General features: G+C 61.8%; 20 protein-coding genes. 6 read left to right on the forward strand and 14 right to left on the reverse strand.

The genetic code is table 11. The features are described 5' to 3' along the window. Positions 1 to 52: 52 nt before the first annotated feature. From phnY to pta, 3 genes are all read left to right on the forward strand, one after another. Positions 53 to 1,510 (forward strand): phosphonoacetaldehyde dehydrogenase, encoded by a 1,458-nt coding sequence (gene phnY / locus M0D66_RS29340; RefSeq protein ID WP_266212362.1) that lies wholly within the window; start codon positions 53 to 55, stop codon positions 1,508 to 1,510. Between the two features lie 167 nt (positions 1,511 to 1,677). After that, positions 1,678 to 3,480 (forward strand): sulfoacetaldehyde acetyltransferase, encoded by a 1,803-nt coding sequence (xsc, locus tag M0D66_RS29345; protein ID WP_200651297.1) that lies wholly within the window; start codon positions 1,678 to 1,680, stop codon positions 3,478 to 3,480. Positions 3,481 to 3,692: 212 nt separating this feature from the next. After that, the gene (gene pta / locus M0D66_RS29350) at positions 3,693 to 4,730 is read left to right on the forward strand and encodes a phosphate acetyltransferase (protein WP_200620300.1); all 1,038 of its coding nucleotides are present in this window, start codon (positions 3,693 to 3,695) and stop codon (positions 4,728 to 4,730) included. Between the two features lie 28 nt (positions 4,731 to 4,758). On the opposite strand, the gene M0D66_RS29355 is transcribed toward pta, so the two are convergent. From M0D66_RS29355 to M0D66_RS29370, 4 genes are all read right to left on the reverse strand, one after another. After that, positions 4,759 to 6,501 carry a cobalt chelatase gene (locus M0D66_RS29355; protein ID WP_266212363.1) on the reverse strand — a complete coding sequence of 581 codons (1,743 nt, stop codon included), beginning with the start codon at positions 6,499 to 6,501 and terminating at the stop codon, positions 4,759 to 4,761. Then, positions 6,501 to 7,490 (reverse strand): AAA family ATPase, encoded by a 990-nt coding sequence (locus M0D66_RS29360; RefSeq protein ID WP_266212364.1) that lies wholly within the window; start codon positions 7,488 to 7,490, stop codon positions 6,501 to 6,503. Before M0D66_RS29360 ends, M0D66_RS29355 begins: the two co-directional genes overlap by 1 nt. Positions 7,491 to 7,633: 143 nt before the next feature. Further along, positions 7,634 to 8,938: an MFS transporter gene (locus M0D66_RS29365; RefSeq protein ID WP_211702769.1), complete on the reverse strand. Its 1,305-nt coding sequence runs from the start codon at positions 8,936 to 8,938 to the stop codon at positions 7,634 to 7,636. Between the two features lie 188 nt (positions 8,939 to 9,126). Further along, positions 9,127 to 10,788 (reverse strand): GMC family oxidoreductase, encoded by a 1,662-nt coding sequence (locus M0D66_RS29370; protein WP_266212365.1) that lies wholly within the window; start codon positions 10,786 to 10,788, stop codon positions 9,127 to 9,129. 219 nt (positions 10,789 to 11,007) lie between these two features. On the opposite strand from M0D66_RS29370, the gene M0D66_RS29375 reads away from it, so the two are divergent. Then, entirely contained in the window at positions 11,008 to 11,844 is an 837-nt protein-coding gene (locus M0D66_RS29375; RefSeq protein WP_200620295.1) for an IclR family transcriptional regulator, read from the forward strand. Positions 11,845 to 11,938: 94 nt separating this feature from the next. On the opposite strand, the gene M0D66_RS29380 is transcribed toward M0D66_RS29375, so the two are convergent. The 8 genes from M0D66_RS29380 to M0D66_RS29415 form a co-directional block, all read right to left on the reverse strand. After that, positions 11,939 to 13,366, reverse strand: coding sequence for an amino acid permease (locus M0D66_RS29380; RefSeq protein WP_266212366.1), 1,428 nt, complete (start codon positions 13,364 to 13,366; stop codon positions 11,939 to 11,941). A gap of 236 nt (positions 13,367 to 13,602) precedes the next feature. After that, positions 13,603 to 15,018 (reverse strand): FAD-binding oxidoreductase, encoded by a 1,416-nt coding sequence (locus M0D66_RS29385; protein ID WP_211706422.1) that lies wholly within the window; start codon positions 15,016 to 15,018, stop codon positions 13,603 to 13,605. Positions 15,019 to 15,037: 19 nt separating this feature from the next. Further along, the gene (locus M0D66_RS29390) at positions 15,038 to 15,442 is read right to left on the reverse strand and encodes a nuclear transport factor 2 family protein (protein WP_211706423.1); all 405 of its coding nucleotides are present in this window, start codon (positions 15,440 to 15,442) and stop codon (positions 15,038 to 15,040) included. Between the two features lie 260 nt (positions 15,443 to 15,702). Then, positions 15,703 to 16,668 (reverse strand): GTP-binding protein, encoded by a 966-nt coding sequence (locus M0D66_RS29395; protein WP_266212367.1) that lies wholly within the window; start codon positions 16,666 to 16,668, stop codon positions 15,703 to 15,705. After that, positions 16,665 to 18,320, reverse strand: coding sequence for an amidohydrolase (locus M0D66_RS29400; RefSeq protein ID WP_266212368.1), 1,656 nt, complete (start codon positions 18,318 to 18,320; stop codon positions 16,665 to 16,667). Before M0D66_RS29400 ends, M0D66_RS29395 begins: the two co-directional genes overlap by 4 nt. A gap of 38 nt (positions 18,321 to 18,358) precedes the next feature. Then, on the reverse strand, positions 18,359 to 19,744 hold the full coding sequence (locus M0D66_RS29405) for a sodium:solute symporter (RefSeq protein WP_256457804.1): 1,386 nt from the start codon (positions 19,742 to 19,744) through the stop codon (positions 18,359 to 18,361). Positions 19,745 to 19,762: 18 nt separating this feature from the next. Continuing rightward, positions 19,763 to 19,972 (reverse strand): DUF3311 domain-containing protein, encoded by a 210-nt coding sequence (locus M0D66_RS29410; protein ID WP_097393771.1) that lies wholly within the window; start codon positions 19,970 to 19,972, stop codon positions 19,763 to 19,765. A gap of 362 nt (positions 19,973 to 20,334) precedes the next feature. After that, on the reverse strand, positions 20,335 to 21,714 hold the full coding sequence (locus M0D66_RS29415; RefSeq protein WP_256457803.1) for an MFS transporter: 1,380 nt from the start codon (positions 21,712 to 21,714) through the stop codon (positions 20,335 to 20,337). 148 nt (positions 21,715 to 21,862) lie between these two features. Here M0D66_RS29415 and M0D66_RS29420 point away from each other — a divergent pair, with 148 nt between their 5' ends. Next, positions 21,863 to 22,567: a helix-turn-helix transcriptional regulator gene (locus M0D66_RS29420; protein ID WP_266212369.1), complete on the forward strand. Its 705-nt coding sequence runs from the start codon at positions 21,863 to 21,865 to the stop codon at positions 22,565 to 22,567. Positions 22,568 to 22,856: 289 nt separating this feature from the next. Further along, positions 22,857 to 24,245 (forward strand): tetratricopeptide repeat protein, encoded by a 1,389-nt coding sequence (locus M0D66_RS29425; protein ID WP_266212370.1) that lies wholly within the window; start codon positions 22,857 to 22,859, stop codon positions 24,243 to 24,245. A gap of 36 nt (positions 24,246 to 24,281) precedes the next feature. Here M0D66_RS29425 and M0D66_RS29430 read toward each other — a convergent pair whose 3' ends face one another. Both M0D66_RS29430 and M0D66_RS29435 read right to left on the reverse strand, forming a co-directional pair. After that, entirely contained in the window at positions 24,282 to 25,115 is an 834-nt protein-coding gene (locus M0D66_RS29430; protein WP_266212371.1) for a glycine betaine/L-proline ABC transporter ATP-binding protein, read from the reverse strand. Between the two features lie 23 nt (positions 25,116 to 25,138). Then, positions 25,139 to 26,107 (reverse strand): proline/glycine betaine ABC transporter permease, encoded by a 969-nt coding sequence (locus M0D66_RS29435; RefSeq protein ID WP_211702758.1) that lies wholly within the window; start codon positions 26,105 to 26,107, stop codon positions 25,139 to 25,141. Positions 26,108 to 26,129 lie beyond the last annotated feature (22 nt).

Below are 26,129 nucleotides of genomic sequence, written 5' to 3' on the forward strand. Positions count from 1 at the left end.
ATGACGGTGCCCTCCGCAATACTTCAGCTGTCTGTTATCGCTGGAGGGCAGTATGAATTCGATCGCGAAAGTCTGGCCGTCGCCGCAGGTTCGTCATGAAGCGCTGCGCATCGGCGGAGAACAAATCCGGCGCGCGGAGATCATCGAGGTTTTCAACCCCTACAACGGTGAACTGGTCGGCACGGTGCCCAAGGCGACGGTGGCCGACGTACGACGCGCCTTTGCCTGGGCACACCAATATCGGGCGCGGCTGACGCGCTACGAGCGCTCACAGATCCTGCTGCGCGCAGCGGATAGGGTCCGCCGGCGTACTGAAGAAATCGCCGATCTGATCACCGCTGAGTCCGGCCTGTGCAAGAAAGACTCCGTGTACGAAGCAGGCCGCGTCGCCGACGTGATGACCTTCGGCGCCAATGAGGCGCTCAAAGACGACGGCCAGGTGTTTTCCTGCGATCTCACGCCACACGGCAAGAAGCGCCGCGTCTACACCCAGCGCGATCCCCTGCTCGGCGTCATTTCCGCGATCACCCCGTTCAACCATCCGATGAATCAGGTTGCGCACAAAATCGTGCCCTCCATCGCGACCAACAATCGCATCGTCGTTAAACCCTCCGAGAAGGTGCCGCTGTCCACGTTCCTGCTCGCGGATATCTTTTACGCGGCCGGCCTGCCGCAAGAAATGCTGCAGGTCGTCACCGGCGACCCCAAAGAAATCGCCGACGAACTGATCACGAACGAGCACGTCGATCTGATCACCTTCACGGGCGGCGTGCAGATCGGTAAATACATCGCCAGCAAGATGGGCTATCGACGCGCGGTGCTCGAACTCGGCGGCAACGATCCGATCATCGTGATGGAAGACGCCGACCTGGAAGAAGCCAGCACGCTCGCCGTCTCCGGCTCCTACAAGAACTCCGGTCAGCGTTGTACTGCAGTCAAGCGCATTCTGGTGCACGAGGCGGTGGCCGACCGCTTCGTCGAACTGCTCGTGGAGAAAACCCGCGCCATACGTTATGGAGACCCCACCGATCCGGCGACCGATATGGGCACCGTCATCGACGAAGCCGCGGCGAAATTCTTCGAAGCTCAGGTGAACGATGCGATCAGCCGCGGCGCGAAGCTTCTGGTGGGCAATCGCCGCGAAGGCGCGCTGTATTCGCCCACCGTGGTCGATCACGTCACCCCTGACATGCCGCTCGTCAAATACGAAACCTTCGGACCCGTGTCGCCAGTGATCCGCTTTCGCGATATCGACGACGCGATCCGGATTTCCAATTCGACCGACTACGGGCTCTCGTCTTCGGTTTGCACGAATCGCCTCGATTACATCACGCGCTTTATCGCCGAGCTGCAGGTGGGCAGCGTGAACGTGCGCGAAGTGCCCGGCTACCGGCTCGAGTTGACGCCGTTCGGCGGCATCAAGGATTCGGGTCTTGGCTACAAGGAAGGCGTCCAGGAAGCGATGAAAAGCTTCACCAACGTGAAGACCTATTCGCTGCCGTGGGATTGAGCCGCCCCACGCATTCCGCCCTGCATCACATTCTTCAATTTTCGAGACAACTTGTACCGTTTATTTCTCATCACCTATTGACCATCACAGGTGCATGCTCTACATTTTAGATAAGCACTTTTCGGAACAAATTGTTCCGGTTTCATTAAACATCGGAGACAACCCTCATGAGCGATCACACCCCCGTTAGCGGCCCGCAGGCCATGACCCCGTCAGAAGCTTTTGTCGAAACCCTGGCCGCAAACGGCGTGACCGACATGTTCGGCATCATGGGTTCGGCCTTCATGGACGCCATGGACATCTTCGCGCCCGCCGGCATCCGTCTCATTCCCGTGGTGCACGAGCAAGGCGCCGGCCACATGGCCGACGGCTATGCCCGTGTGTCAGGCCGCCATGGCGTGGTGATCGGCCAGAATGGCCCGGGTATCAGCAATTGCGTGACAGCTATCGCCGCGGCCTATTGGGCGCACAGCCCCGTGGTCATGATCACGCCCGAGGCGGGCACCATGGGCATCGGCCTGGGCGGCTTCCAGGAAGCGAAGCAACTCCCCATGTTCCAGGAATTCACCAAGTATCAGGGCCACGTCACCCATCCCGCGCGCATGGCTGAATTCACCGGCCGCTGCTTCGATCGCGCGCTGGCCGAGATGGGCCCGACCCAGCTCAACATTCCGCGCGATTATTTCTACGGCCAGATCAAGGCCGAGATTCCGCAACCGCAGCGTCTCGACCGCGGCCCCGGCGGCGATCAGCGCCTGAACGAAGCGGCTGAACTGCTCGCCCAGGCCAAGTTCCCCGTCATCATCTCCGGCGGCGGCGTGGTGATGGCCGATGCGATCGAGGAATGCAAGGCGCTCGCCGAGCGTCTGGGCGCGCCCGTCGTCAACAGCTACCTGCACAACGACTCTTTCCCCGCCGACCATCCGCTGTGGTGCGGCCCGCTCGGCTATCAGGGCTCCAAGGCCGCGATGAAGCTGATCCAGCGCGCCGACGTGGTGATCGCGCTCGGTTCGCGTCTGGGACCGTTCGGCACGCTGCCGCAACACGGCATGGACTACTGGCCGCAGAACGCCAAGATCATCCAGATCGATGCCGACCACAAGATGCTCGGTCTCGTGAAGAAGATCTCCGTGGGCATCTGCGGCGACGCAAAGGCCGCCGCGGTTGCACTGACGCAGCGCCTCGAAGGCCGCACGCTCGTGTGCGACGCCTCGCGTGAAGAACGCGCCGGCGAGATCGCCGCGGAGAAGGCGGCATGGGAGAAGGAACTCGACGGTTGGACCCACGAGCGCGACCCCTACAGCATGGACATGATCGAAGAGCAGAAAGACGAGCGCACGCCCGGCGGCGGCAACTATCTGCACCCGCGCCAGGTTTTGCGCGAGCTCGAAAAGGCCATGCCGGACGACGTGATGGTCTCCACCGACATCGGCAACATCAACTCGGTGGCCAACAGCTACCTGCGCTTCAAAAAGCCGCGCAGCTTCTTCGCCGCGATGAGCTGGGGCAATTGCGGCTATGCGTTCCCTACCATCATCGGCGCCAAGGTTGCGGCACCGCATCGCCCCGCGGTCTCTTACGCCGGCGACGGCGCGTGGGGCATGAGCCTGATGGAAACCATGACCTGCGTGCGTCACAACATTCCGGTCACGGCGGTGGTCTTCCACAACCGGCAGTGGGGCGCTGAGAAGAAAAACCAGGTCGACTTCTACAACCGCCGCTTCGTCGCCGGTGAACTCGACAACCAGAGCTTCGCGGGCATTGCTCGCGCGATGGGCGCCGAGGGTGTGACGGTGGACCGGCTCGAGGACGTCGGCCCGGCGCTCAAGCGTGCGATCGATGCGCAGATGAACCACGGCAAGACCACCATCATCGAGATCATGTGCACCCGCGAACTCGGCGATCCGTTCCGCCGCGATGCGCTGGCCAAGCCGGTGCGCCTGCTCGACAAGTACAAGGACTATGTCTGATCCGTCCGTTGTCTGATGGTCCGGGCGGGGGAGCACATCACCTCGCGGCCGGCGGGCCGGAAACGGGATCTCCCCTGCCGTTTCCGGCTTCTTTGTTTCAGGCCTGATTTCTGGCCGCTTTGTTTTCGGCCGCATTCGTTGGCTGCCTGTTGCGTCTCCCGCCGCCTTCATTTGCTGCGCCCTCTGTTCAACCGTGACTGCCGCCCTGTGCCATGAAAGCCATCAACCGCATCATCGAACGCGCCCGCTCCTCGCCGAGACGCATCGTGCTCTGCGAAGCGGAGGATCCCCGTATGCTGGAGGCGGCGCAACGCGCCACGCGTGAAGGCATCGCCCGCATCGTGTTGGTAGGTCCGAGTGAGCGCATCCGCGCGGCCGCAGCAGAGCAAAACATCGAACTGTCCAGCATGGAGCTGGTGGATCCTGCGACCTCGCCGCTCGCGCCTTCGTTTGCCGAAGCGCTCTTCACACTGCGCAGCAAGAAAGGCATGACGCCGGACGAAGCCAGGCAGGAAATCCTCAATCCCCTCTGCTTTGCCAACCTGATGGTGCGGCTCGGTCACGCCGACGGCTCGGTGGCCGGCTCCGTGCACACCACCGCCGACGTGGTCCGCACAGCGATCCAGATCATTGGCATTCATCCGTCCTTCAAGCTCGTATCGAGTTTCTTTCTGATGATGCTGTGCGAGCCCTTCCACACGCTCAAAGGCGGCCTGATCTTCTCCGACTGCGGACTGGTGGTGGACCCGGACGCCGGCGAACTGGCCCAGATCGCGATGGCGGCGGCCGACAGTGCGCAAAGCCTGCTGATGGAGGAGCCGCGCGTGGCCATGCTGTCATTCTCGACCAGCGGCAGTGCCCGGCACGCGGCGGTCGACAAAGTCGTGGAAGCAACGCGCCAGGTGAGGGAACAGCGTCCGCATCTGGCGATCGACGGCGACGTGCAACTGGACGCGGCACTCGTCTCCGAGATCGCCATGCGCAAGATCGAGCATTCGCAGGTTCAAGGGCACGCTAACGTGCTGATTTTCCCGAGTCTCGAGGCCGGCAATATCGGCTACAAGCTGGCTGAGCGGATCGGCGATGCGAAGGCAATCGGCCCCTTGCTGCAAGGCCTGAAAAAACCGGCCAACGATCTTTCGCGCGGCTGCAGCGCGGACGATATCTACTACGTGATCGCGGTGACTGCCGTGCAGGCGCAAACGGCAGAGACACCGCTGGACGCACACACCACGCCGCTCGCGTCGTGACCCACGCGCGGTCAGGCTGCGGGAGCGGTTACCGCCTGCCGCCCTGCCCGCGTGCGCCGATCCAACCCACAATCTCCGCGAACAGCTTCATGTCGGGCGGCACGGAAAGATCCACCGCGAGACAACGGCGGTAATACGGACTGAGATCCAGCCCGACACCCAGGCCCAGCACCTCCACATCGCGCGTGGCCTCATGGCGCGCCACGACGGCCTTGAGATGGTTGTCGAGATAGAAGGCGTCGTTGGCCTGGCCCGTCGCGCTATCCATCGGGCTGCCATCCGAGATTACGATCAGAATCCGTCGCGCCTCAGGACGGGCGACGAGACGCGCACAGGCCCAGTCGACCGCTTCGCCATCCACGCCCTCGCGAAACAGGCCCGCCTTGAAGAGCGCGGCAATATCGGCGCGGGCGCGTCGCCAGCTCTGGTCGGCGTTCTTGAACACCAGATGCGACAGTTCATTGAGCCGGCCCGGATGAGACGGCCGGCCCTGCGCCAGCCAGTCGAGCCGGGCGCGGCCGCCGTTCCAGGCGCCAGTGGTGAAGCCAAGTACTTCGGTAGTGACACCGGCCTGGTCGAGCGCGCGCGTGAGGATGTCCACCATGATCGCCACCGGCTCGATATGCGCTTTCATCGAGCCCGAGCAATCGATCAGGAAACCGACTACGCAGTCGGCCACGAGCGTGTTTCGTTCCAGCCGGAACAGACGCCGCTCAGCGGGAGAACTAACCAGTTGGGCGAGACGCCGTCCGTCGATACGGCCATGCTCTTCACCGAACGACCAGCCATCGCGTTGCGGAATCGCCAGCGCCGCCTTCAACGCGTGCGCAAGCCGCGCCACGTTGATGCCCTGGGCAGCGACGCGTTCGTCGAGCCGCTCGCGAAACTCGCCAAGCAAGGCTTTGCGGACCAGCGTGCCTGGCGAGATCTCGCGGTCGTAGCGCGTGGTATAGGCCCGATAACCCTGCTCGGAGGCCTCGAGCACGCGGCTTCTGCCGGTGAGCGCAACGGCCATGTCCTTGTACTCGTCGTCCTCGACGTCGAACCAGAGCGAGAACGCTGTGCGCGGGGCTTTGTCGTCGCTCTCCTGCGGGTCATCTTGCGCATCGTCCAGCGCCTCGGCGCGGGCGGTTCGGATCATGTCGCCCACCAGCCTCGCCAGTTCGAGCGCATGGACAGCGAACGCGCCCTGCTCCTGTCGATGCCGGCGCAAACCGGCCAGCGAGACACCGACCACCGGCGCGATCGCCGCGCGCGTGGCTTCGATCAGGCCTTCGGTTTGTTCGAGCACAGGCCAGCCCGTCAGGCGCGACCATGCAATCTGGGCCACGGTATACAGGAGGATACCGAGGTGGTCTTCAGCGAGCCCGGAGCGATAGAAAGCCAGCGACCAGGCTTCGAAACGATCGCGCAGATTCTGCACCAGACCCGGCATGCCAGGCGGCGTCTGTGTCTCGCACCGTAGTTGCTCGAGCAGTTCGAATACCAGTCGCTCGACACGGTCCGTCGGGCATAGCCGGCTATGCAGCGCCGCATCGGAGTGCATGAGTCGCAAGGCAGCGCCGTCGGCGGCGCCACGCAGGGATGCGAAATCGTCCTGCTGCGGATCGGTGCGCAGATGCGGCGCGTGCAAGGGCAAAGGCCGCAGGTCGCGGCACAAACGGCCTTCGCGGTAATGCAACGTGGCGTCGCCTGTGAGCGCACGCACGGTCGCGGCGCATAGGGCCTCGCGTTGCTCCGCGCGCAACGTCGCTTGCCTGTCAGACGTCATCAGCGGATGCCTGCTGTGTGGTCTTCAACCTTGGCCGCGGCCTCGAGTTCAGTACCGAAGCAGCGCTGAAAATACTCGGCCACGATCGAGCGCTCGGCTTCATCGCACTTGTTCAGGAAGGTCAGGCGAAACGCCATCGCGGGATCATGGAAAATCTGGCAGTTCTCCGCCCAGTTGATCACCGTGCGCGGCGACATCAGTGTCGACAGGTCGCCGCTCGCAAAGCCCTTGCGGGTGAGTTCCGCCACGCTCACCATCGACTCGATCAGCGCACGTCCCGCCTCGTCAGCAAGCTCCGGTACCCGTGCAAGCACGATGCCGGCCTCTTCCGCGCGCGGCAGATAGTTGAGCGTGGCCACCACGTTCCAGCGATCCATCTGCGCGTGATTCAGCACCTGCGTGCCGTGATACAAACCGTTCAGATTGCCCAGTCCTACCGTATTGGTGGTGGCGAACATGCGGAAATACGGATGCGGATGAATCACGCGATTCTGGTCGAGCAACGTGAACTTGCCGTCGCGCTCGAGAATGCGCTGGATCACGAACATCACGTCCGGGCGCCCCGCATCGTATTCGTCGAAGATCAGGGCGACCGGGCGCTGCAAGGCCCATGGCACGATCCCCTCCTGAAACTCGGTGACCTGAAGATCGTCGCGCACCACGATCGCGTCTTTACCGACCAGATCGAGGCGGCTGATATGGCCATCGAGATTGACACGCACGCACGGCCAGTTGAGACGGGCCGCAACCTGTTCGACGTGCGTCGACTTCCCGGTGCCGTGCAAGCCCTGCACCATCACCCGGCGATCGCGGCTGAAGCCGGCCAGAATCGCCAGCGTCACTTCCGGATTGAAGCGGTAGACCTCGTCGATCTCCGGCACGTGGTCGTCGCGTTCGCTGAAAGCGGGCACCATCAGGCTCGAATCGATGCCGAAAACGGTTCGTACCGCGACCATTCTGTCGGGTTTGCCAGTCACGAAATCAGTCACTTCTTTCTCCTCCCGCTGTGGGGACGTTTGCTCGGCGCCGCCGGATTAATTCAGTTTTCGGTACATTTCGTTCCGTTTTATTATAAACAGAATCCCACGCCGTAGGCGGCGCTTTCTCCGCATCGACCCGGCAGGCCGCGCCATCAGCGCACGGTCGCCATCTCATCGAAGGGTTTCGTGCGCCGCTCCATCGCTCGCGCCGCCCACGCTGAGAGCAGCGCGGACAGAATCACGTAGCCGCACACATACCAGGGCTTGCCGCCGTCGAGACGCAGCAGCGCCGTCGCGATGATCGGCGTGAGGCCGCTCGCGAAGATGCCCGAGAACTGATACACGAACGAGATGCCGGTATAGCGCACCTCCGGATCGAACAGCTCGGCAAAGAGCGCGGCTTCCGGACCGTAGACCATCGCGTAGAAGATGCCGAACGGAATCACCACGCCGAGCCACACGGCCAACGTATTGCCGGACTGTGTCTCCATCAGCCAGAACGCCGGCAGCACCGAGGCGCCGCAGATCAGCGAACCCCAGCGATACACGCGCGCACGTCCCATCAGGTCCGACATCCTGCCGAAGAAGGGGATGAAGAAGCACATCACCATCGCCGCGATCATCACGCCGGTGAGCGCTTCCGTGCGGCTCATCGAAAGACGCTGCGTGAGGTAGCCGATCATGAACACCGCGAAGATGTTGAAGAACACCCCGTCGATCCAGCGCGCGCCCATGCCGAGCAGCACCGAACTACGGTAGCGCGTAATCATGTCGACGAACGGGATTTTCACGTCGCGGCGGTTGCGCTTGAGCGCGAGAAACTCGGGCGTCTCCATCACCTTGAGACGGATGTAGAGGCCGAGCACCACAAGCAGCAACGAAGCGCCGAACGCGACCCGCCAGCCCCACGAAAGAAACGCCGCTTCCGGCAGCAGCCGGGAAATGCCCGCGACAATGCCCGACGCGAGGCACAAGCCGATCGACAAACCGATCTGCGGCAAGCTCGCGTACAGACCACGCCGGTTCGGCGGCGCATATTCATAGGCCATCAGCACCGCGCCGCCCCACTCGCCCCCGAGCCCGATGCCCTGCAACACGCGCAGGAAGAGCAAAAGAATGGGCGCCCAGATGCCGATCTGATCGAAGGTCGGTACGAAGGCAACCCCTGCCGTCGAAACCCCCATGATGATCAACGTGCAGATCAATGCCGACTTGCGTCCGACCTTGTCGCCGAAGTGACCGAAGATCACGCCGCCGAGCGGCCGCGTGATGAAGCCGACGGCGAATGTGCCGTAGGCCAGCATGGTCGAGACGAGCGGATCGTGAGCGGGAAAGTAAAGCTTGTTGAACACAATGCCCGCGACGACGCCGTACAGAAAAAAGTCATACCATTCGACCGTCGCGCCGATCACGCTCGCGAATGCAACGCGGCGGATAACCCGCTTATCGATTGCCATAGCGCCTCCTCCAATGGATGGCCGCGTGCCGTCCCGGCAACGCAGCACATTTGGGCCCCTGTCTGTCTCCTCCTGGGGCACGAATTCCGCCGCCTGCACGCTGCTTTTATCGACTTCGGATGCAGCGAGTCAGGTAGCGATCGTTTTACTTCTTGTGGCCACTTCGCTTCGTTGTTTCTGCTGTTGCTTCAGTATTGCGCTTCCATGCTCCGCGATTGCACTTGCCCAGCCGGAAGATCGCCGGCGCGGGCATCCTCGAGAATCATGCTGGACGCCTTCTCAGCGACCATCACGATCGGTACGTTGGTATTGCCGGAGACGAGCGTCGGCATGATCGAACAATCGACCACCCGCAAGCCTTGCGTGCCATACACGCGCAATCGTTCGTCGACCACCGCGCCCGGATCGCTCGCGACGCCCATCTTCGCGGTACCGGACGGATGAAAAATCGTCTGACCGTATTCACGGCAAAAGTGCAGCAACTCGTCGTCGCTTTGTACTTCCCGGCCCGGCCGCACTTCGCGTTTCATCAGCGATGCCATGGGCTCCGTGGCGGCGACGCGGCGCGCGAAACGCACACCCGCGACCGTCGTGCGCCGGTCGAGATCGGTTGCCAGATAATTCGGCTGGATCGACGGAGCGTCGCGCATGTCGCTCGTGCGGATCCGCACGCTTCCGCGCGACTCCGGCCGCAACTGGCAAATCGAATAGGTGCAGCCGGGAAATGCGTGGACGTCGCCGCCTGCGGTATCGGCTGAGAGCGTTGAGAAGTGGAACTGGATGTCGGGCGTTTTCGCCTCGTCCGGCAACGCGCGGCAGAACATGCCGCCCTGATTGATGCCGACAGACAATGGCCCTTCGCGAAATAACGCCCATTGCAGCCCCATCTTCGCGCGGCCCGTCCAGGAGTGCAGCAGGTCGTTTGTTGTAATCGGCCGGGTCACTTCATAGGTCAGACGAACTTGCAGGTGGTCCTGCAGGTTTTCGCCGACACCGGCTCGATTGGCGACCACCGGAATACCGAGCTCATTGAGCAATTTTGCCGGCCCAACGCCCGACACCTGCAGCAATTGCGGCGACTGCAGCGCGCCTGCGGTCAGCACCACCTCGCGGTGCGCACGCACTTCGTGAACCTTGCCGTGCTGCACATAGCGAACACCCGTAGCACGGGTGCCTTCGAAGAGGATCTTCGACGCCAGCGCGTTGGTCTCGATCAGCAGATTCGGACGGCTACGCGCGGGCTTGAGGTAAGCGACGGCCGTCGAACACCGCCAGCCACGTCGAGTGGTCAGCTGATAGTAGCCGACGCCTTCCTGATCACCCTGATTGAAGTCGTCGACCGTTGGGACGCCCAGGCGATTTGACGCCGCGATGAACGCGTCCACGAGTTCGTGGCGCTGCTTGATCGTGGAGGCCCACAACGGGCCGTTCACGCCACGTGTCGGCGACTCACCCAGTTCGTTGTGTTCGAGCCGCCGGAAGTATGGCAGGCAATCCTTCCAGCTCCAGCCGCGATTGCCGAGCGCGGCCCAGTGGTCGTAATCCTCTTTCTGACCGCGAATGTAGATCAGCCCGTTGATGGAACTTGAGCCGCCCAGCGTGCGCCCGCGCGGCCAGTACAGCTTGCGGTCGTGCATGTTCGGATCCGGGTCGGTGTAGAAGCCCCAGTTGTAGACCGGATGAAACATCGTTTTGCCGTAGCCGATCGGGATATGGATCCACAGAAAACGGTCGGGCGGCCCGGCTTCGAGCAGGCACACCGAGTAGCGGCCATTCTCGGAGAGGCGGTTGGCCAGTACACAGCCGGCCGATCCCGCGCCGACGACCACGTAGTCGAAACTCCGTACCATTGATGTCTCCGTGCTGCTGGCTTTGTTTTTAAAACCGGATCATTTCGTACCAATTTATTGGATGGCAGTTTCGACTTCAAGCAAATCCGGTTACGATTGAATAATCCGGTACGAAAACCGACTTTTTCGTTTCACTTTTCAATCTGTCCGCGCGCGTTCATCCGGGTTGTCACTGATCCGTTCGGGCTGCATTTATCGTCATCTGCTTCGGGAAGGACAATGAGAGACACCACGCATCTCCCCTCACCCGCTCACGAACCCGCCGACGACACCCGCGTCCTGCGCGCGCTCAGCGTGCTGGAGCAACTTGCGTCCGCCGGACAACCGTCCTCGCTCTCCCAGTTGTCCTCACGTCTGCAGATTCCGAAGGCGACCCTGATGCGCCTGATCGAGTCGCTCGAAGCACGCGGTTACGTCACGCACATGCCGGATTCGCGCGGCGCCGATCGCGCGATTGCACTCGGGCCACGCGCCGCGCAGCTCGCCCTGACCACGCTCGCTAACAGCACGTTTACGCGTGCGTGCCGCTCGTTGCTGCGCACGCTCGTGGAGTCGCTCGGCGAGACCTGCAATCTCACCGTACTCGACGGCGATACCGTGCTGTACGTCGAGCGTGTCGAGACGAGTGAACCCTTGCGTCTGCATATGCAACCGGGCACGCGCGTCCCGTTGCATTGCACCGCCAGCGGCAAGCTGTTTCTTTCGCAGATGAGCTCGGCCGAGCGCGGACTCGTCATCCGGCGTTTGCCGCTCAAATCGATGACGTATCGCACCCTGACCGATATCGATCTGCTGGAAGCGGAACTCGACCGCCTCGCCATGCGCGGCATCGGCGTCGACAACGAGGAGTTCGTGCGCGGGATGGTGGCGGTCGCGGTGCCGGTGCGCAATGTCGAAGATGGCCGCGTGCTCGCGGCGCTGGCCGTTCATTCGCCCACGGCGCGTTCCAGTCTGGAGGATCTGTTGAAAGCAGTGCCGAAGCTCAAGGAGATCGCCGTGCGCATCGGACCGCTGCTTCAGCCTGCGACGTCAGCGACGGTGGCCGCGACGAAGTAGCAACGCCGCGCCGCCCACCTCTCATTAGCAGAGCGCGGCGGCGATCGCAAACGACCCACTACCGCACATCAAACATCCCCCTCCAGGACAAGCCTCAATGAGTACGCGGCCGATAGTCCACGAATTCCGGTTCAGTTGACGCTACACCGCTTTTTCGGGCCCGCCACACATATGCCACGAGCAGCACGCCGAGACTCACCACCCCGAACCACAGCGGCGTGCGCTGGTCCGGTATGAACGCCATGGCCACCAGAATGCCGATCATGCCGACGATCGCGAAACAGGTCAGATACGGATAGCACCACATCCTCACGCGCAGCATCTCCGGCGCTTCACGCTCGAGCCGGGCGCGCAGCTTCAGTTGCGACACGGCGATCAGCACGTAGACGAAAATGGCCACCGTGCCGTATGAATTGACAAGAAACGCGAACACCGTGTCGGGCGATACGTAAGACATGACGACCGACACATAGCCGAACAAGGTGCCGATCAGAATCGCGCGAACGGGAACGCCGCGGCGATTGACCTTGGCAAGCGCAGCCGGCGCATCGCCGTGGCGAGTCAACGCAAACATCATCCGCGATGCAGCGTAAAGACCGGAATTGAGTGCGGACAGCACCGCAGTCAGCACGATCGCATTCATGACGTTCGCGGCGGCCGGAATACCCATCGCATCGAGCGCGCTTACATACGGTGTCGCCATCTTCGGCGAGTCCCACGGCACCAGCGCCACGACCAGCAGAATCGAGCCGACATAGAAAATCAGCACGCGGGTGATCACCGAATTGGTGGCTTTAGCGACGGCCTTAACCGGCTCATGTGCTTCGGCGGCAGCAATCGTGACGATCTCGGCGCCAAAGTAAAAACCGGTCGCGGCAACTGCGCCGCTCAGCACTGGCCCGATCCCCTTCGGCATCAACCCGCCGTGCGACAGCAGCGTCGGCATCACCGAGGTGGTATGCATCGACGCAGGCCACAGACCCAGAACGTAGAGCGCGCCGAGGAACAGGAACACGATGATCGCCGCCACCTTGATGGACGCGAACCAGAACTCGAACTCCCCGTAGCTGCCCACCGAGATCAGGTTGGTCGCGGTCAACACGACCAGCAGCACGAGACTGATCGCCCATGCCGGCGTATCCGGCAGCCAGAATTGAACCAGTTTCGCGCCGGCCACCGCCTCGACGGCCACGACGATGACCCAGAAATACCAGTACATCCAGCCGGTCAGAAAGCCGGCCAGTTTGCCCGGCCCGCGCTTGCCCGCAAAGGCGAGGCGCGCGTATTCATAAAACGAACCCACCGCCGGCATGGCGCACGCCATTTCTCCGAGCATGCGCATGACGAGCACGATCAGGCCGCCAGTAATCAGAAACGACAGAACGGCCGCCGGGCCGGCCTGCTGGACCACGACGCCACTGCCGACAAACAGCCCCGCGCCAATCACGCCGCCCAGCGCGATCATGGTCATGTGGCGCTCCTTGAGGCCGGTCTTCAGTTCACTCTTGTTCGATACCTGCATGTCACCTCCACATCCTGTTGATGGCGGCGCCGGTCGTGCGGGATGCGAAGCTGCGCGTATTCCCGGAACCTGAGCGCCGTCAATTCGGATCGAGCGAGGACGCTTGCGCGTTCCGCTGCATCGTGTCTTTTCTTATGATTTAACGCGCAGACCTGTCTGGCTGCGCAACGCCGCGCAAGTGACGCGCGACGGCTGGCGAACAACGTGCCGCGGATAACGCGGCACGCAGGCCGCGCTCAAGGTTTCTCGTCGCGCCGGAAATACAACTGGTAGAGCATCCGTTGTCCAATGCGACGGAACGGCGCGAACGGATGGCCGGGCAACGGAGACGTGAAGATCGGCAACGTCTGCTTCGACCCTTTACCTGCAATCCGTTCGGCAAGGCGTCGCCCCGCCTGCTGGGAATATGACACACCGTTGCCACCATAGCCCAGTGCGTAAAACACCGACTGTTTCGGATCCGGCTGGCACACGCGCGGCATCATGTCGTGGCTCACATCCACCCAGCCCCACCATGAATAGTCGATCTGTACGCCGCGCAACGCCGGAAACTTGCGGCCCATCCCTTCGATGAGCAACTCGTAGTGGCGCGGATTCGGCGCATCCGCACCGGTGATCGCGCTACGGCTGCCGATCTGCAGCCGGTTGTCGGGCAGGAAGCGATAGTAGAAACGCAGCGTACGCGTATCGGTGAGCACCTGGGTCGTTCGAAAATTGCAGGCGGCGATTTCCTGCTGCGTGAGTGGACGCGTCACCATCGAATTCGACAGGATCGGCATCACCCGGCTCGTCAGGGAAGGATGAAGGTCCGGCGCCGTGTACGCGCCGGTTGCAATACCCACGGAGCGGGCCCGCACGACGCCGCCCGGCGTGCGCAGATGATGAATGCCGTTGATGGTTTCCCAGCCGATCACCGGGCTCGCCGGATGAACGCGTGCGCCTGCTTCGCGTGCGAGCCGCAGATAGCCATACGCGAGCTTCAACGCATGGATGCCGATACCTTCGGGTTCATGGAGCGCGCCGGCCGCCTCGCAATCGTTGACGTATTCGCGGCGCAACGTGGCCTGATCGATAAGCTCGGATGGATAACCGAAAACGTCTTTCCAGACTTTGGCTTCGGCGGCGAGTTTGTCCATCATGCGCGGCCGGTGCGCAATCAGAAAGTGGCCACCCGGCTGCGGATCGCAATCTATTTCGGCCACCAGCGACTTGAAGTTGTCGAAGCCTTCCTGGATCTCGTCGTGCATTTTCAACGCGACGTCTTTGCCCCAACGCTCGATCCATTGGGAACGCGACAGGCGTCCCGACGCATTCTGCCCTTGTCCGCCATTGCGGCTGCTGCAGCCCCAACTGGTTTTGTTGGCTTCGAGCACCACAGCCTTGATGCCATGCTCGCGCGCGAGACACAGCGCCGTCGCTAGCCCCGTATACCCTGCGCCGATGATCGCCACGTCCACGTCGATATCTTTCGTGATCGGACCATCGTCCGGCGGCGGCGTGCCGGCTGTCGCGGCCCAATAGGTCGGCGCGTATTGCTTGCCGTGCCCCGGTCCCGGCGAGACCAGCGGGTCGTATCTCGGGTCATACTGTGTTGCGCTGTCCCGCCCTGCAGACAAACCTTCGCCGACCCGTGTGATGACACTTTGCTCCATGAGAAGCTCCTCGTCGGCGTCAAACGTTCTGCTTGGGACGTTCCTTGCGGAACGCGCGCTTGACTGCGATCAGACCATCGCGGAACTCGAAGAGATCGCACCCTTCTGCTTCGATGCGCCAGCCTTCCGCATGCGTCCCCGTGAATACCCATTCGGACACACCGCGTTCCCCGATGACGTAGTGACGGCCCTTTCCCCAATGCGCATCCGGGAAGGTCTTGAACACCGTTTCGAAGGCTGCGCGCACCGCGTCGCGACCGACGAAGCGCGCGCCGTAGACTTCGTTTCCGCCGGCGGCGTCGAACACACAGTCTTCGGTCATGAAGTCCATCAGCGCATTCGCATCGTGACGATTGAACGCGGCAGAAAATGCGGCGAGCGTGTCCGCGGTGACTTTCGATGCGGACGTTTCTGTTGTGGCCATGCAATGTCTCCTGCTTGGTGAATTGGGTGCGACTCGTGAGCTTGCCTAAGCGGCGATCTCTTATGGAAAAGTGTAAGTTTGGTGACCACTCGACGGTAGGGCCAGTGCGCTGGTTTCGCCTGGTGCAGCGTGTGTCGGGGAGACGCGGGTTGACTGGCCTCGAACCGGGTTTTCGGAATCGGGCCGTTGGGGGCTTGGGGGCCTTACTGTGCCTGACGTGCCGGGCGCGATGATCGCGGCACGCTCGCGCGAGGCTGACGCTAGTTCAGCACTTGCGTGCTTTCGAGGCAGCGCTTCACGGTACGCTCGTCTTCGTCGCTAAAGCGACCGATCAGAACGATCGTCGATTCGCCCGCTGCGTGACCCGCGAACGGCGTGATCAGAATGCGACCACCGACCACATGAAGCTCCTGGGGAGAAGCATCCTGGTCGAGCCATACGATGCCCTTCGCCCGCAATAGCGGGACCGTCAACGCGCGAAACACGTCCTTGAGTTTCTTCCTGTCGAGGCGAAAGTCCGAGCGGAAGGAAAAGCTGCAGATGCCCTGATGGCTATTGAGGTGCCCGCTCGGCGCGAGAGCGGGCCCACCGGTGCGATGACGAGGCGCGACACTCGCGTCGAAAATCAACTCCAGCGGGATGGACCCGTTTGCGGATTCGAGCAGGATAGACGTGGTCGCGAGCGCCAACACCGCTTCCGTCGCTGCAACCTTTTCCTTCTCGGTTACAAGGTCGGTCTTGGTGAGCACAAGGGCCGTCGCACCCGCAATCTGCCGGCGCACAATATCGCCGACATACGGATCAAGCAAGGTCGCACCGATCCGCTCTGCATCCACAGCAACGATGATCCCGACCAACCTGAATGCCCGGTCGAGCAGACCGATCTGCGCGATCTTCACGGGATCGGAAACACCGCTGGCTTCGATGATCAACAACTCAGGACGCTCGGGACGCGCGCTGATTTTCACGAGCGCATCGACGAGGCGACCGCCAATCGAGCAGCAAACGCAACCATTCTCCAGATTGATGACGTCGTCCGTGCGTTCGCGAATCAATGCGGCGTCGATATTGATATCGCCGAAATCGTTGACCAGCACCGCCACCCTGCGCTGCCCCGCATTCGAGAGCACATGATTAAGCAGAGTCGTCTTTCCCGCACCGAGATAGCCGCCGAGCACCACCAGCGGAATGGGTGGCCGAACGCCAGACTGCGTCACGTCGTTCATTTTGCCGGCGACTGAAACACACGGCCGCCCAGCACCGTGCCCCACACTTCGACGTCCTTCAACTGCTCGGGCGCGACCTCGGTCGGGTCGCCCTCAAGCACGGCGAAGTCCGCGAATTTGCCCACCTCAATGCTGCCGATCAGATGCTCCATCTTCAGCGTATAGGCGGCTCCCAGCGTAACCGCGCGTAATGCGTCCGCCACGGGGATACATTCGCTCTCACCCAGCACGCGACCGCTGGCCGTCTTGCGCTGCACTGCGCACCACGCTGTGAATAGCGGACTCAACTGCGTAATCGGCGCATCCGAATGAAAGGCATAGGGAATGCCCAGACGCCGCGCCGTTCCCGCGGCGTTCATGCGGTTCGCGCGATCGGGGCCCATGGTCTGTGCGTAGTGGGCATCGCCCCAGTAGTAGATATGGTTGGAGAAAAAGTTGATGCACATGCCGAGTTTCGCCGCGCGGGCCAACTGGCTCGCGTCGGCCATCTGACAGTGCTGCAGCGTGTGGCGGTGGTCGCTGCGTGGACAGGCGTCGAGCATCTTCTCGATCGCGTTCAATACGACCTCGGTGGCTTCGTCGCCGTTGGTATGAATATGAAGCTGCAGCCCCGCGCGGTGAAACGGCGTAAACACTTCTTCCAACTGGCTCGGCGGAATCAGCCACAAGCCGTTCGGCTGGCCGCCAACATAGCCCGGCCATTTGAGCCGCGCCGTAAAGCCCTGAATCGACCCGTCGACGATAAATTTAACCGGGCCAAACCGCAATTTCTCCGTGCTGCCGTGAACGGCCGACAGTACTTTTTCGACGCCGTTATCGGGGCTTCGCTGCGGGGCAAACGCGGGCACGATTCTGACCGGATACTGCGGGTCGGCTGTGACTTCGCGCAGGTTGCGATTGCCCAGCGCCGACAGATCGTTGACCAGATCCGTCGCGGTGGTCACGCCCGCGAGTTGCGCGACCTTGCCGAAGTTCCAGATGGCCTCGGTCTTTTCGCTCGCCGCAATGGAAAGCTGGCTGCCTATCACCTGATACACCGGGAACATGGCGGCGAATTCCTGCAGTTCGCCGGTCGGCCGGCCTTCGTTATCCTTGTCGATCCCGTCGATGTCCGTGTCTTCGTCAATACCGGCGAGCGCGAGCATCGCGGAGTTGACGTTCATCAGGTGCACACTCGCGTGCAGCACGACAATGGGCCGGCTCGCGGAAACGGTATCGAGTTCTCTAACCGACAGACGGCTCGCGCCGAAGAAAATCGGATCGAAGCCCCACGCGAGCAGCGGCGCCTCAGCATCCGTCATGACGCGTTGCGCTTCGGCGAGCCGTTCGATCACCTCGTCCAGCGTTCTCAGTCCTCGCCACAGTTTGCCGTCCGGACCGCGCCGGTCGTAGTAGCCGAGATACACGGCATCCCACATGGCGCCTTCCATCAGATGGCAATGCCCTTCGACGAGACCGGGCATCAGCACCTTGTCCTGGAACGTGTCGACGATCTCAGCCTCGCCCCAGCGGCTCACGTCCTCCAGATTACCGACGGAGAGAATTCTGCCGTCTCGCACGGCAACATGCGTGGCCTGCGGCTGGGCCGGATTCATCGTCAGAATTTTTCTGGCAACGAAGACAGTGATGGGACTTCGTTCAATCGGATTCATGGATAGCTGTTCTTTGGTTTAGGACACAGGCCGAATGATCAGGACAGCGCATGCACCGGCTTACGCTTCCAACCATGGTTCAGCACCGCAGTCACCGCGATATTGATCACGAGGCACAGCAGGCCCAGGTTGAATCCGCCGAGATCGACATGAAGGATGTAAAGGATGATCGCGAGGATCTGGCCAGTCAGAATACCCGTTGCAACAGCGGCTGGTTTGACTCGAAGCGAAAACAGAATGGCCATCACGCCCGGGAAAAACTGGGTCACGCCGTAGTACGCGGTATTGATTAGGGTGAGCATCAGATTCGGCGTCAGCAAAGTCATCACGATAGAGACCAGCAGATAGACCACGATCACCGTTTTCGCGGTGGCTTTCTGCCTGCTCTCGGGCATCTTCGGCAACAGATTGCGCGTTACGAGCGGGCCGATGGCGAGGCAGATACCCGTCAGTACCAGCAGACCCGAAAGCGCGGCGCCGGCCGCGACCAGACCCAGCAACCAGCCCGGCAGCAGCCGGATCGCTGCCGCAAAGAACGCTTCATTCGGCGACGCGAGATGCAGGTTCTGACTGATCGCGTAGTACGAAGCGATAACCAGAAACGGATACATCAGCATGTACAGCGGCATGGCGACCTGCGTGCGCCGGATCGTGTTCGGGCTGGTGGCCGTGAAGAAGACCTGCACGGCGAACGGCATCACATAGAACCCCAACGACTGGAACAGCATGGTGCTCATCGAAAACGTCAGTTGACTGGCGTTCATGCTGTTGCTGACGTGAAGGCTCGCCGCATGAAAAACTTCCGTGACACCGGCTTGCCACGAAACCGCGAGTCCGGTGATCACGATCGCCACGACCATCAGCACGTCTTTCAGGATCGCAATGTACGCCGAAGCCCGCACACCGGAAATGGCGATGTAGGTAAATGCCAGCATCGCTGAAATCAGAATCAGATAGAGCGGCTGAAAATTCCAGCCGAGGCCCTTGAACGCGGCAACGAGCCCCGTGAACTGCAACTCGCCCCAGGGCAGCAGGAACAGAATCGCCGATCCGGCGACGATCACCTCAAGCGCACGGTTGCTGAAATAGCCTTTGAACAGATCGGGCAGCGTAATCGCGTTATAGCGTTTGCCGGCCTCCCAGATTTTCGGCCCGATGAAATAGCCGACGGGATACGCCAGCAGGATGTATCCCAGGAACCAGACTCCATACGTGGGGCCCTTCGCATAGATGCCGCCAGGAAAGCCGACCATCGTACCGATACTGTAGATTTCGCCCGCAGCGAGAAAGAACACCAGATACGCGCCAAACTGCCGGGACGCGACAAAGAAGTCATGCACGCTTTGCGCGCCATGTCCTTTTTTGGACCGTATCGCCAGATACAGCGAAAAGAGAATCAAACCGAGAAAGACAACGGTGGACATCCTGGCTCTCCTGCTGCTTCAGTGGGTTTGCGGATCGGCTTCGTCCGCGCGACGATCGAACAGACGCCAGCACACCTGCAGGCAGATGGACGTCAGGACAAACCACGCGAAAATCCACGCATAGATGAACGGCACGCCCAGGACAAATCGATCGACCGAAGCGACCCAAGGCAGCAGGCCTATCACGCCGATGTAGGGGATGCCGATCCCGATCAGGAACTTGAGCATGAAGTCTCCGTCTGCTTTTCGTAAGCGATGAAATCGTCTCTGCTGAATCCGCCTGCCAATGCAGGACTGGCCCGGCGTAGCGGCGCTCCGCGGCGAGCGGATGTGGCACAGCGGCCATAGCAGATGAGTTCAGTATCGGTGGCCGAAAATGCACCTGACTAGTACCAGCGATAATAAATCGCCTGGTCCACATGAGGGGCCATGAGCGGGCATTGCACCCGCTTCTACGAATATGGCCAGGTCGTTTTTACGTGACTAACGCGATCAACCGGCAACGCAGCAGCCAAGCTGCTCACGAGATGTTCGAGCCGGCGAAGCGCCGATACTGCCCAGCGCGCCGCTCTTTTTACGGTTCGTCCCGCTTACCAGGCATCGCTGCCCGCATAACGCGTCGCCACGGCCAAAGCGACACTCCAAACCAGCGCGCCCAGCAGCGACAGGCCGATCGCCAGATAGACCGCCACGCGAATCCCAACGTCGACTGGCTGGATCGCGCTCATCAGCGCGCCGAAGATCGCGACGCCAAAAGCGGCCCCTGTCTGCCGGCTCGCGTTGAGCACACCCGCCCCGACGCCGGCACGCGCCTTGTCCACCGCGGTCATCAACGCGGCGGTCGCCGCCGGCGAAATCACCCCCGCCGCGAAGCCGACGGCGGGAAAGCAAAGCGCAATACGCCAGTACGGCGCATCGTCCGCGAGCGCAACGAGCCCGGCGAAACCCAGTGCATACAGCAGGAAGCCGGCACAAACGAGCCGGTGCGCGCCATACGTCCGGTTCAACGCACCGGATGCGAAGCTGCCGATAGCCACCATTACGGTCAATGGCAGGAATGCGAGGCCGGTCTGCAATGGCGACCATCCGCGGGCAGACTGGAAGTACAAGCTCAACAGGAAAAACAGGCCATAGAAAATCAGACCGGAAATCAGCGAAACGAATGCCGACGCTGAAAATACTGGACTACGAAAGAAGCCCAACGGCAGCATCGGTTGTTTGCGCCTGCCCTCGACCAGCACGAATGCAACCCAGGCGGCAAGCGCAATCACCGCACCCGCACGTATCGCGGCCGCCTGCCATCCGAGCTTCGCCCCCTCGATCAGCACGGCTACCGACGCGCCAAGCGCAACAACGGCAAGCAGTTGCCCGGCGACATCCATCGACCTGTCCGAGCTGGCCGGCCGCACCGCACCGATGCGCGTGGTCAGCCACGCGCCGATCAGCGCGATCGGCACGTTCACCAGAAAAATACTGCGCCAGCCGAGCAGATGAGTTAGCAGACCACCGGCGAGAGGCCCCGCCGCCATCGCGATACCGCCGCATCCGGCCAATACGCCGATCGCGCTCGCGCGCTGCCGGGCAACCGGAAAGGCATGATTGATCAGGGTCAGCGAACACGGCACCAATAATGCCGCGCCGACACCTTGCAATACCCGCGCAACCACCAGAATCTGCAAATCCGGCGCCAATCCACATAACGCCGATGCGCAAGCGAAGACCAGCAGTCCGGCGAGATAGACCGTTTTCGCGCCGATCCGGTCGCCTAGCGCGCCGCCGCTCAACAGCAGGCTGGCAAACGTCAGCGTGTAAGCGTTGACCACCCACTGCAGCCCGGCAATATCCGAGCCCAGACTGGCCGCAACCGGCTCAAGCGCGACGTTTACGATCGACGTATCCAGGATGACAATGACGTAGCTGAGGCTCGTCGCGATCAATACCCGCTTCTGATATTCACGTTCATCGTTCAAGAGTTTCAGCCCCTATTTTCTGCTTCGCCGTTGACTATACGGCGGCCCGCACAGAGAATGCTTCGGGCTGTATCGAAGTGTGCGTGCGGACAACTTTTCGCCTGCGGGCAGGCGCCGCTCACGCATCAATGACGGACATTGCACATACATGGGCCAGCACAATATTTCGAGCGTTGCACACCTGATCGCCGAACCGGTTCGCTCGGTGATGCTGATCACGCTTGCCGACGGCAGCACCATGTCGGCCGGTGCGCTTGCAGCCGCGGCGGGCGTGACCGCTCAGACCGCCAGCTCGCACCTCGCCAAGCTGCTCGACGGCGGCTTGCTGAGCGTGGAAAGCAAGGGCCGGCATCGCTATTACCGGCTCGCCGGCGCGCACGTTTCGCACGTGCTTGAAAGCCTAGCGTCGGTTGGCCCGGTCACCCCGGCCTGGCGCAATACGCCGAATCGCTCGGCGCGGGCGCTGCGTTTCGCGCGCTGCTGCTATGACCATCTGGCGGGTCAGATCAGCATCGCGGTGACGCAAAGCATGCTCACGCGGGGTTTCATCGTCGAGGGGAGCGAGCGCCGCTACGCGCTCACCACATCCGGCCACGCGTGGCTGCAGCAGCTCGGCATCGATATCGGCGAGCTGCCGATCGGCCAAACGGAACTGGCCCGCCAATGTCTCGATTGGACCGAGCGGCAGTTTCACGTCGCGGGGCCGTTAGGCGCCCGGCTGATGGATGCCTTTCTTGCATGGGGCTGGGTGCGCAAATCTTCCGCCACGCGATCGGTGGCCGTCACGGCGCTCGGCTGGGATGGACTCAAGACGCACTTCGGCATCGTGCGTGAGACAGTCGAACCTGATTAAAAGCGTCAGGTCACGTAGACCGCTCAATTGTTAAATCCTCGCCTCGCAGCTTCGTTTTGTTGAAGCCGGCTCACCGAGGGGAGGCAACATGCACGCACCGAGACATCATCGCGGAGCTGATCGGCCGCCGCATCTGAGAGCGGTCAAGCCAACCCATCAGTCGCACCCGGGATCCGGACCCGAGCCGGAACAGAAACCCAGGCAGAAGCCAGGGCCGACGCCCAAGGAAACGGGCACCCCGCACGAAGACCGTCTTGCGAAGCTCGCAACCTTCACGTCCAACCTGCGCATGGTTTCACTGAACCTGCTGCTTCTGATCGGCGCATGTCTTGCTGGCGCCGTGCTATGGAAACTGCTATCCGCACGCGAGACCGTCATCGAAAATATCTCTGTTCCCGAGGATATCGCCAAAATCGGCTACTCCAGCGAAGTGGTCCAGTCACTCGTCGCGGGCCAACTGATCGCCCTCGAAGAGCGCGCAGCAGACGTGATACCCGCCTCCGCCAAAGAAGAAATCAGGCTCGATTCCGACATGCCGGACTTCTCGGTGCCCGGCACCTCCATTTCCGCAAAGACGATCCTGCAATACGTGCGCGAGGCGCTGCCGCTTCCGGTTTCGACCATCTCAGGCAGCGTAACCTGCGCCAAAGACCTCTGCACTCTGCACCTGGTCCTGGTGGAACGCGGCCACGTTTATAATTTCGACACGGACGAAAGCGCAATCGCCGATCTGAAGAAAAAACTCCCCAAAGTCGCCATTGATGTGCTGAAGAAGCACAGTCCTTATATCTACGCCTCGTACCAGTCGGCCGAAGCCCAGACGCGCTGCTACGATGACAAGAAAGCCTGCGATTTTTCCGAGCCTGAGCGGATATTTTCGAGCATCGTCAACGCCGGAGACGAACAGCCGAACTACAAATGGGCCCTCCTCGGACTCTCGAAGATCAACGAGGCGAACCACGATTACAAGGGCGAAGTCAACGCGGTCAGCCGACTATCCACCGAATACCCGTCGTCCTGGAGCTTCTATAACTGGGGCGTCGCACTCAGCGAGCTCGGTTGCCACAAACAGGCGATCGGCGCGTTCGAACGATCCATTGCCTTGCATTCGTCACGGGAGGCGGCGTTCAATGCAATTGGCCGCGCCTGGCTGGCACTGGCGAGGCAAGCACCTGACCGCCATTCCGCCGAAGCGGAGTCCGACCTGCAAAATGCGCGCGACGATTTCCATATCGCCGTTTATCTGAAACCGGACTATCAGGAAGCGCACGTCAATCTGGCGGAGTCGCTCAAGCTGCTCAACGATGACAGCGGCGCGCGCCGCGAATACTTGAGCGCCATCAAGATGGATCCGACACGCGCGGGGCTCGCCTATGCCAGGTACGCCGAACTGGTCCGGAATCCGAAAGAGCGGAGTGAGCTCCTCGGCCTTGCAAGCTGGGCCGACAGCTTGCACAAGGAATGCCGCGCGAGTAACTCGACCTCACTGCTCGAGTCGCAAGGTTGCAGCGTCGCCATGCAGGCGGAAACAACTCACTTCGCTGACACAGGAATTTATGCTGGAATCGAGACCGTTGCAGCAACGGCGGCTTCGGCACCCGACTGCCAAAGCCTCGCGGTCGATGACATACTCGGGCCCAAAGATGGCTTGCCCGACATTCCGGAGATTGCACCGTAAAATCGGGCGCAGCACCCCGCGCATACAAGCACTGTATCAATGGCTGACTGCGCCGCGATCCGAGCGGCGCTCGACAAAACGCCTCACGTAGTCATCCGCGGGGCGCGTCAGGATCTCGTTGGGCGTCCCTTCCTGCACGAGTTTGCCGTCGCGCAGAATCGCGATGCGATTGCCGATCCGCAGCGCTTCGTCGAGATCGTGCGTGATAAATACGATGGTCTTCTTTAGCGTCGCCTGCAGTTGCAGCAACTGGTCCTGCATTTCCGTGCGAATCAGCGGGTCGAGCGCGGAGAATGCTTCGTCCATCAGCAGGACGTCCGTATCCGCGGCAAGCGCACGGGCCAAGCCGACCCGCTGACGCATGCCACCGGATAACTCGTCCGGATAGTGTTCGTCGTAGCCGTTCAGGCCCACCTTGCCGAGCCAGACACGGGCTTTCTCATTGGCTTCGGTCTTGCGTTCGCCACGCACACGCAATGCATACGCCGTATTGTCGAGCACGGTCTGATGCGGCAACAGTCCGAAATTCTGGAACACCATGCTGACCTTATAGCGGCGCAGGTCACGCAGGCCCTGCGCGCCGAGCTTGATGACGTCTGAACCGTCGATCACGATCTCGCCCGCGGTCGGCTCGATCAGCCGGTTGAAATGGCGCACCAGGGTCGACTTCCCGGAACCGGACAGCCCCATGATCACGAAGATTTCGCCCGCGCCGATATTCAGGCTGACGTCGTTCAAGCCGACATTGCATCCGGTCTGTGCCAGCACATCGGCTTTGCCCTTGCCGCTTCGCAACAGGTCGAGCACGCGCGCATGACTGGCCGGCGGACCGAAAAGCTTGTACACGTGGTTGACTTCAATCGCTGCCATGTCGCTCTCCTCGCTTTTTCCAGTCATTTGGCCGTGCGGGTTTCGAGCCCGCCATCAGCCGCCGATGTTTCGTCCGTATTCGCGCTGCCCACACGATAAGGAATGCGCGAAGCCGCCCGGGCCTTTCTGCGCTGCGCTAATACCCGTCGCGCACGGCGGTCCTGTCCATAGCCCTGGCTGATGCGGTCGATCACGATTGCGAGGATCACGATGGCAACACCCGCCTGCGTCCCCTTGCCCACGTCGAGGGTCTGAATGCCGGCGAGCACATCTTCGCCGAGGCCGCGCGAACCGATCATCGAGGCGATCACCACCATGGAGAGCGCCATCATCGTCGTCTGGTTGATGCCGGCCATGATGCTGGGCCGCGCCAGCGGCATCTGCACGTTCACCAGCAATTGCCAGCGCGTCGTGCCGAAGGCGCGCGCCGCCTCCACCACCTCGCTGTCCACATGGCGGATGCCGAGATCGGTCAGGCGAATCAGCGGTGGCAGCGCATAGATGATGGTGGCAAGGATCGCCGGCACCTTGCCGAGGCCGAACAGCATCAGCACCGGAATCAGATAGACGAAGCTGGGCAGCGTTTGCATGACGTCGAGCGTGGGCAACAGCACGCGCCGCAGCCATGCGCTGCGCGAGGTGAGAATGCCGAGCGGCACACCTAGCGAGACCGACAGCACCGTCGCCACCAGCATCAACGCGAGGGTCTGCATCAGCTTTTCCCAGAGGCCGAAACAACCGATCGCATAGAGCAGCAGCATGAAGAAGCCGGCAACGCTCAGGCGCCGCGTTGCATTCCACGTCACCGCGCCGACTGCCAGCAGAATTAGCCACGGCGGTAACGCGCGCAATGCGCCTTCGAGCGGGACGAGCACGTAGCGCAGGAGTGCAATGCTGAACTGGTGAAAGCTGTCACCGTAGCGGGTAACGAACGATTGCACGGCGTCGTTCACCCAGTCGGCAATCGAAAGATGCAGAAAAAACGAATGCATGACCCCTCCTCCACAACACGTA

Origin of the sequence: Paraburkholderia sp. SECH2, assembly GCF_030464795.1 — a bacterium.
In the GTDB taxonomy this organism is placed as follows: Bacteria; Pseudomonadota; Gammaproteobacteria; order Burkholderiales; family Burkholderiaceae; genus Paraburkholderia; species Paraburkholderia aspalathi.

Bases quoted from the DNA above. Each gene is read 5' to 3' on its own strand.
- phnY (WP_266212362.1), top strand. From the start codon at position 53: ATGAATTCGATCGCGAAAGTCTGGCCGTCGCCGCAGGTTCGTCATGAA.
- xsc (WP_200651297.1), top strand. From the start codon at position 1,678: ATGAGCGATCACACCCCCGTTAGCGGCCCGCAGGCCATGACCCCGTCA.
- pta (WP_200620300.1), top strand. From the start codon at position 3,693: ATGAAAGCCATCAACCGCATCATCGAACGCGCCCGCTCCTCGCCGAGA.
- M0D66_RS29355 (WP_266212363.1), bottom strand. From the start codon at position 6,501: ATGACGTCTGACAGGCAAGCGACGTTGCGCGCGGAGCAACGCGAGGCC.
- M0D66_RS29365 (WP_211702769.1), bottom strand. From the start codon at position 8,938: ATGGCAATCGATAAGCGGGTTATCCGCCGCGTTGCATTCGCGAGCGTG.
- M0D66_RS29370 (WP_266212365.1), bottom strand. From the start codon at position 10,788: ATGGTACGGAGTTTCGACTACGTGGTCGTCGGCGCGGGATCGGCCGGC.
- M0D66_RS29375 (WP_200620295.1), top strand. From the start codon at position 11,008: ATGAGAGACACCACGCATCTCCCCTCACCCGCTCACGAACCCGCCGAC.
- M0D66_RS29380 (WP_266212366.1), bottom strand. From the start codon at position 13,366: ATGCAGGTATCGAACAAGAGTGAACTGAAGACCGGCCTCAAGGAGCGC.
- M0D66_RS29385 (WP_211706422.1), bottom strand. From the start codon at position 15,018: ATGGAGCAAAGTGTCATCACACGGGTCGGCGAAGGTTTGTCTGCAGGG.
- M0D66_RS29390 (WP_211706423.1), bottom strand. From the start codon at position 15,442: ATGGCCACAACAGAAACGTCCGCATCGAAAGTCACCGCGGACACGCTC.
- M0D66_RS29395 (WP_266212367.1), bottom strand. From the start codon at position 16,668: ATGAACGACGTGACGCAGTCTGGCGTTCGGCCACCCATTCCGCTGGTG.
- M0D66_RS29400 (WP_266212368.1), bottom strand. From the start codon at position 18,320: ATGAATCCGATTGAACGAAGTCCCATCACTGTCTTCGTTGCCAGAAAA.
- M0D66_RS29405 (WP_256457804.1), bottom strand. From the start codon at position 19,744: ATGTCCACCGTTGTCTTTCTCGGTTTGATTCTCTTTTCGCTGTATCTG.
- M0D66_RS29410 (WP_097393771.1), bottom strand. From the start codon at position 19,972: ATGCTCAAGTTCCTGATCGGGATCGGCATCCCCTACATCGGCGTGATA.
- M0D66_RS29420 (WP_266212369.1), top strand. From the start codon at position 21,863: ATGGGCCAGCACAATATTTCGAGCGTTGCACACCTGATCGCCGAACCG.
- M0D66_RS29425 (WP_266212370.1), top strand. From the start codon at position 22,857: ATGGTTTCACTGAACCTGCTGCTTCTGATCGGCGCATGTCTTGCTGGC.
- M0D66_RS29430 (WP_266212371.1), bottom strand. From the start codon at position 25,115: ATGGCAGCGATTGAAGTCAACCACGTGTACAAGCTTTTCGGTCCGCCG.
- M0D66_RS29435 (WP_211702758.1), bottom strand. From the start codon at position 26,107: ATGCATTCGTTTTTTCTGCATCTTTCGATTGCCGACTGGGTGAACGAC.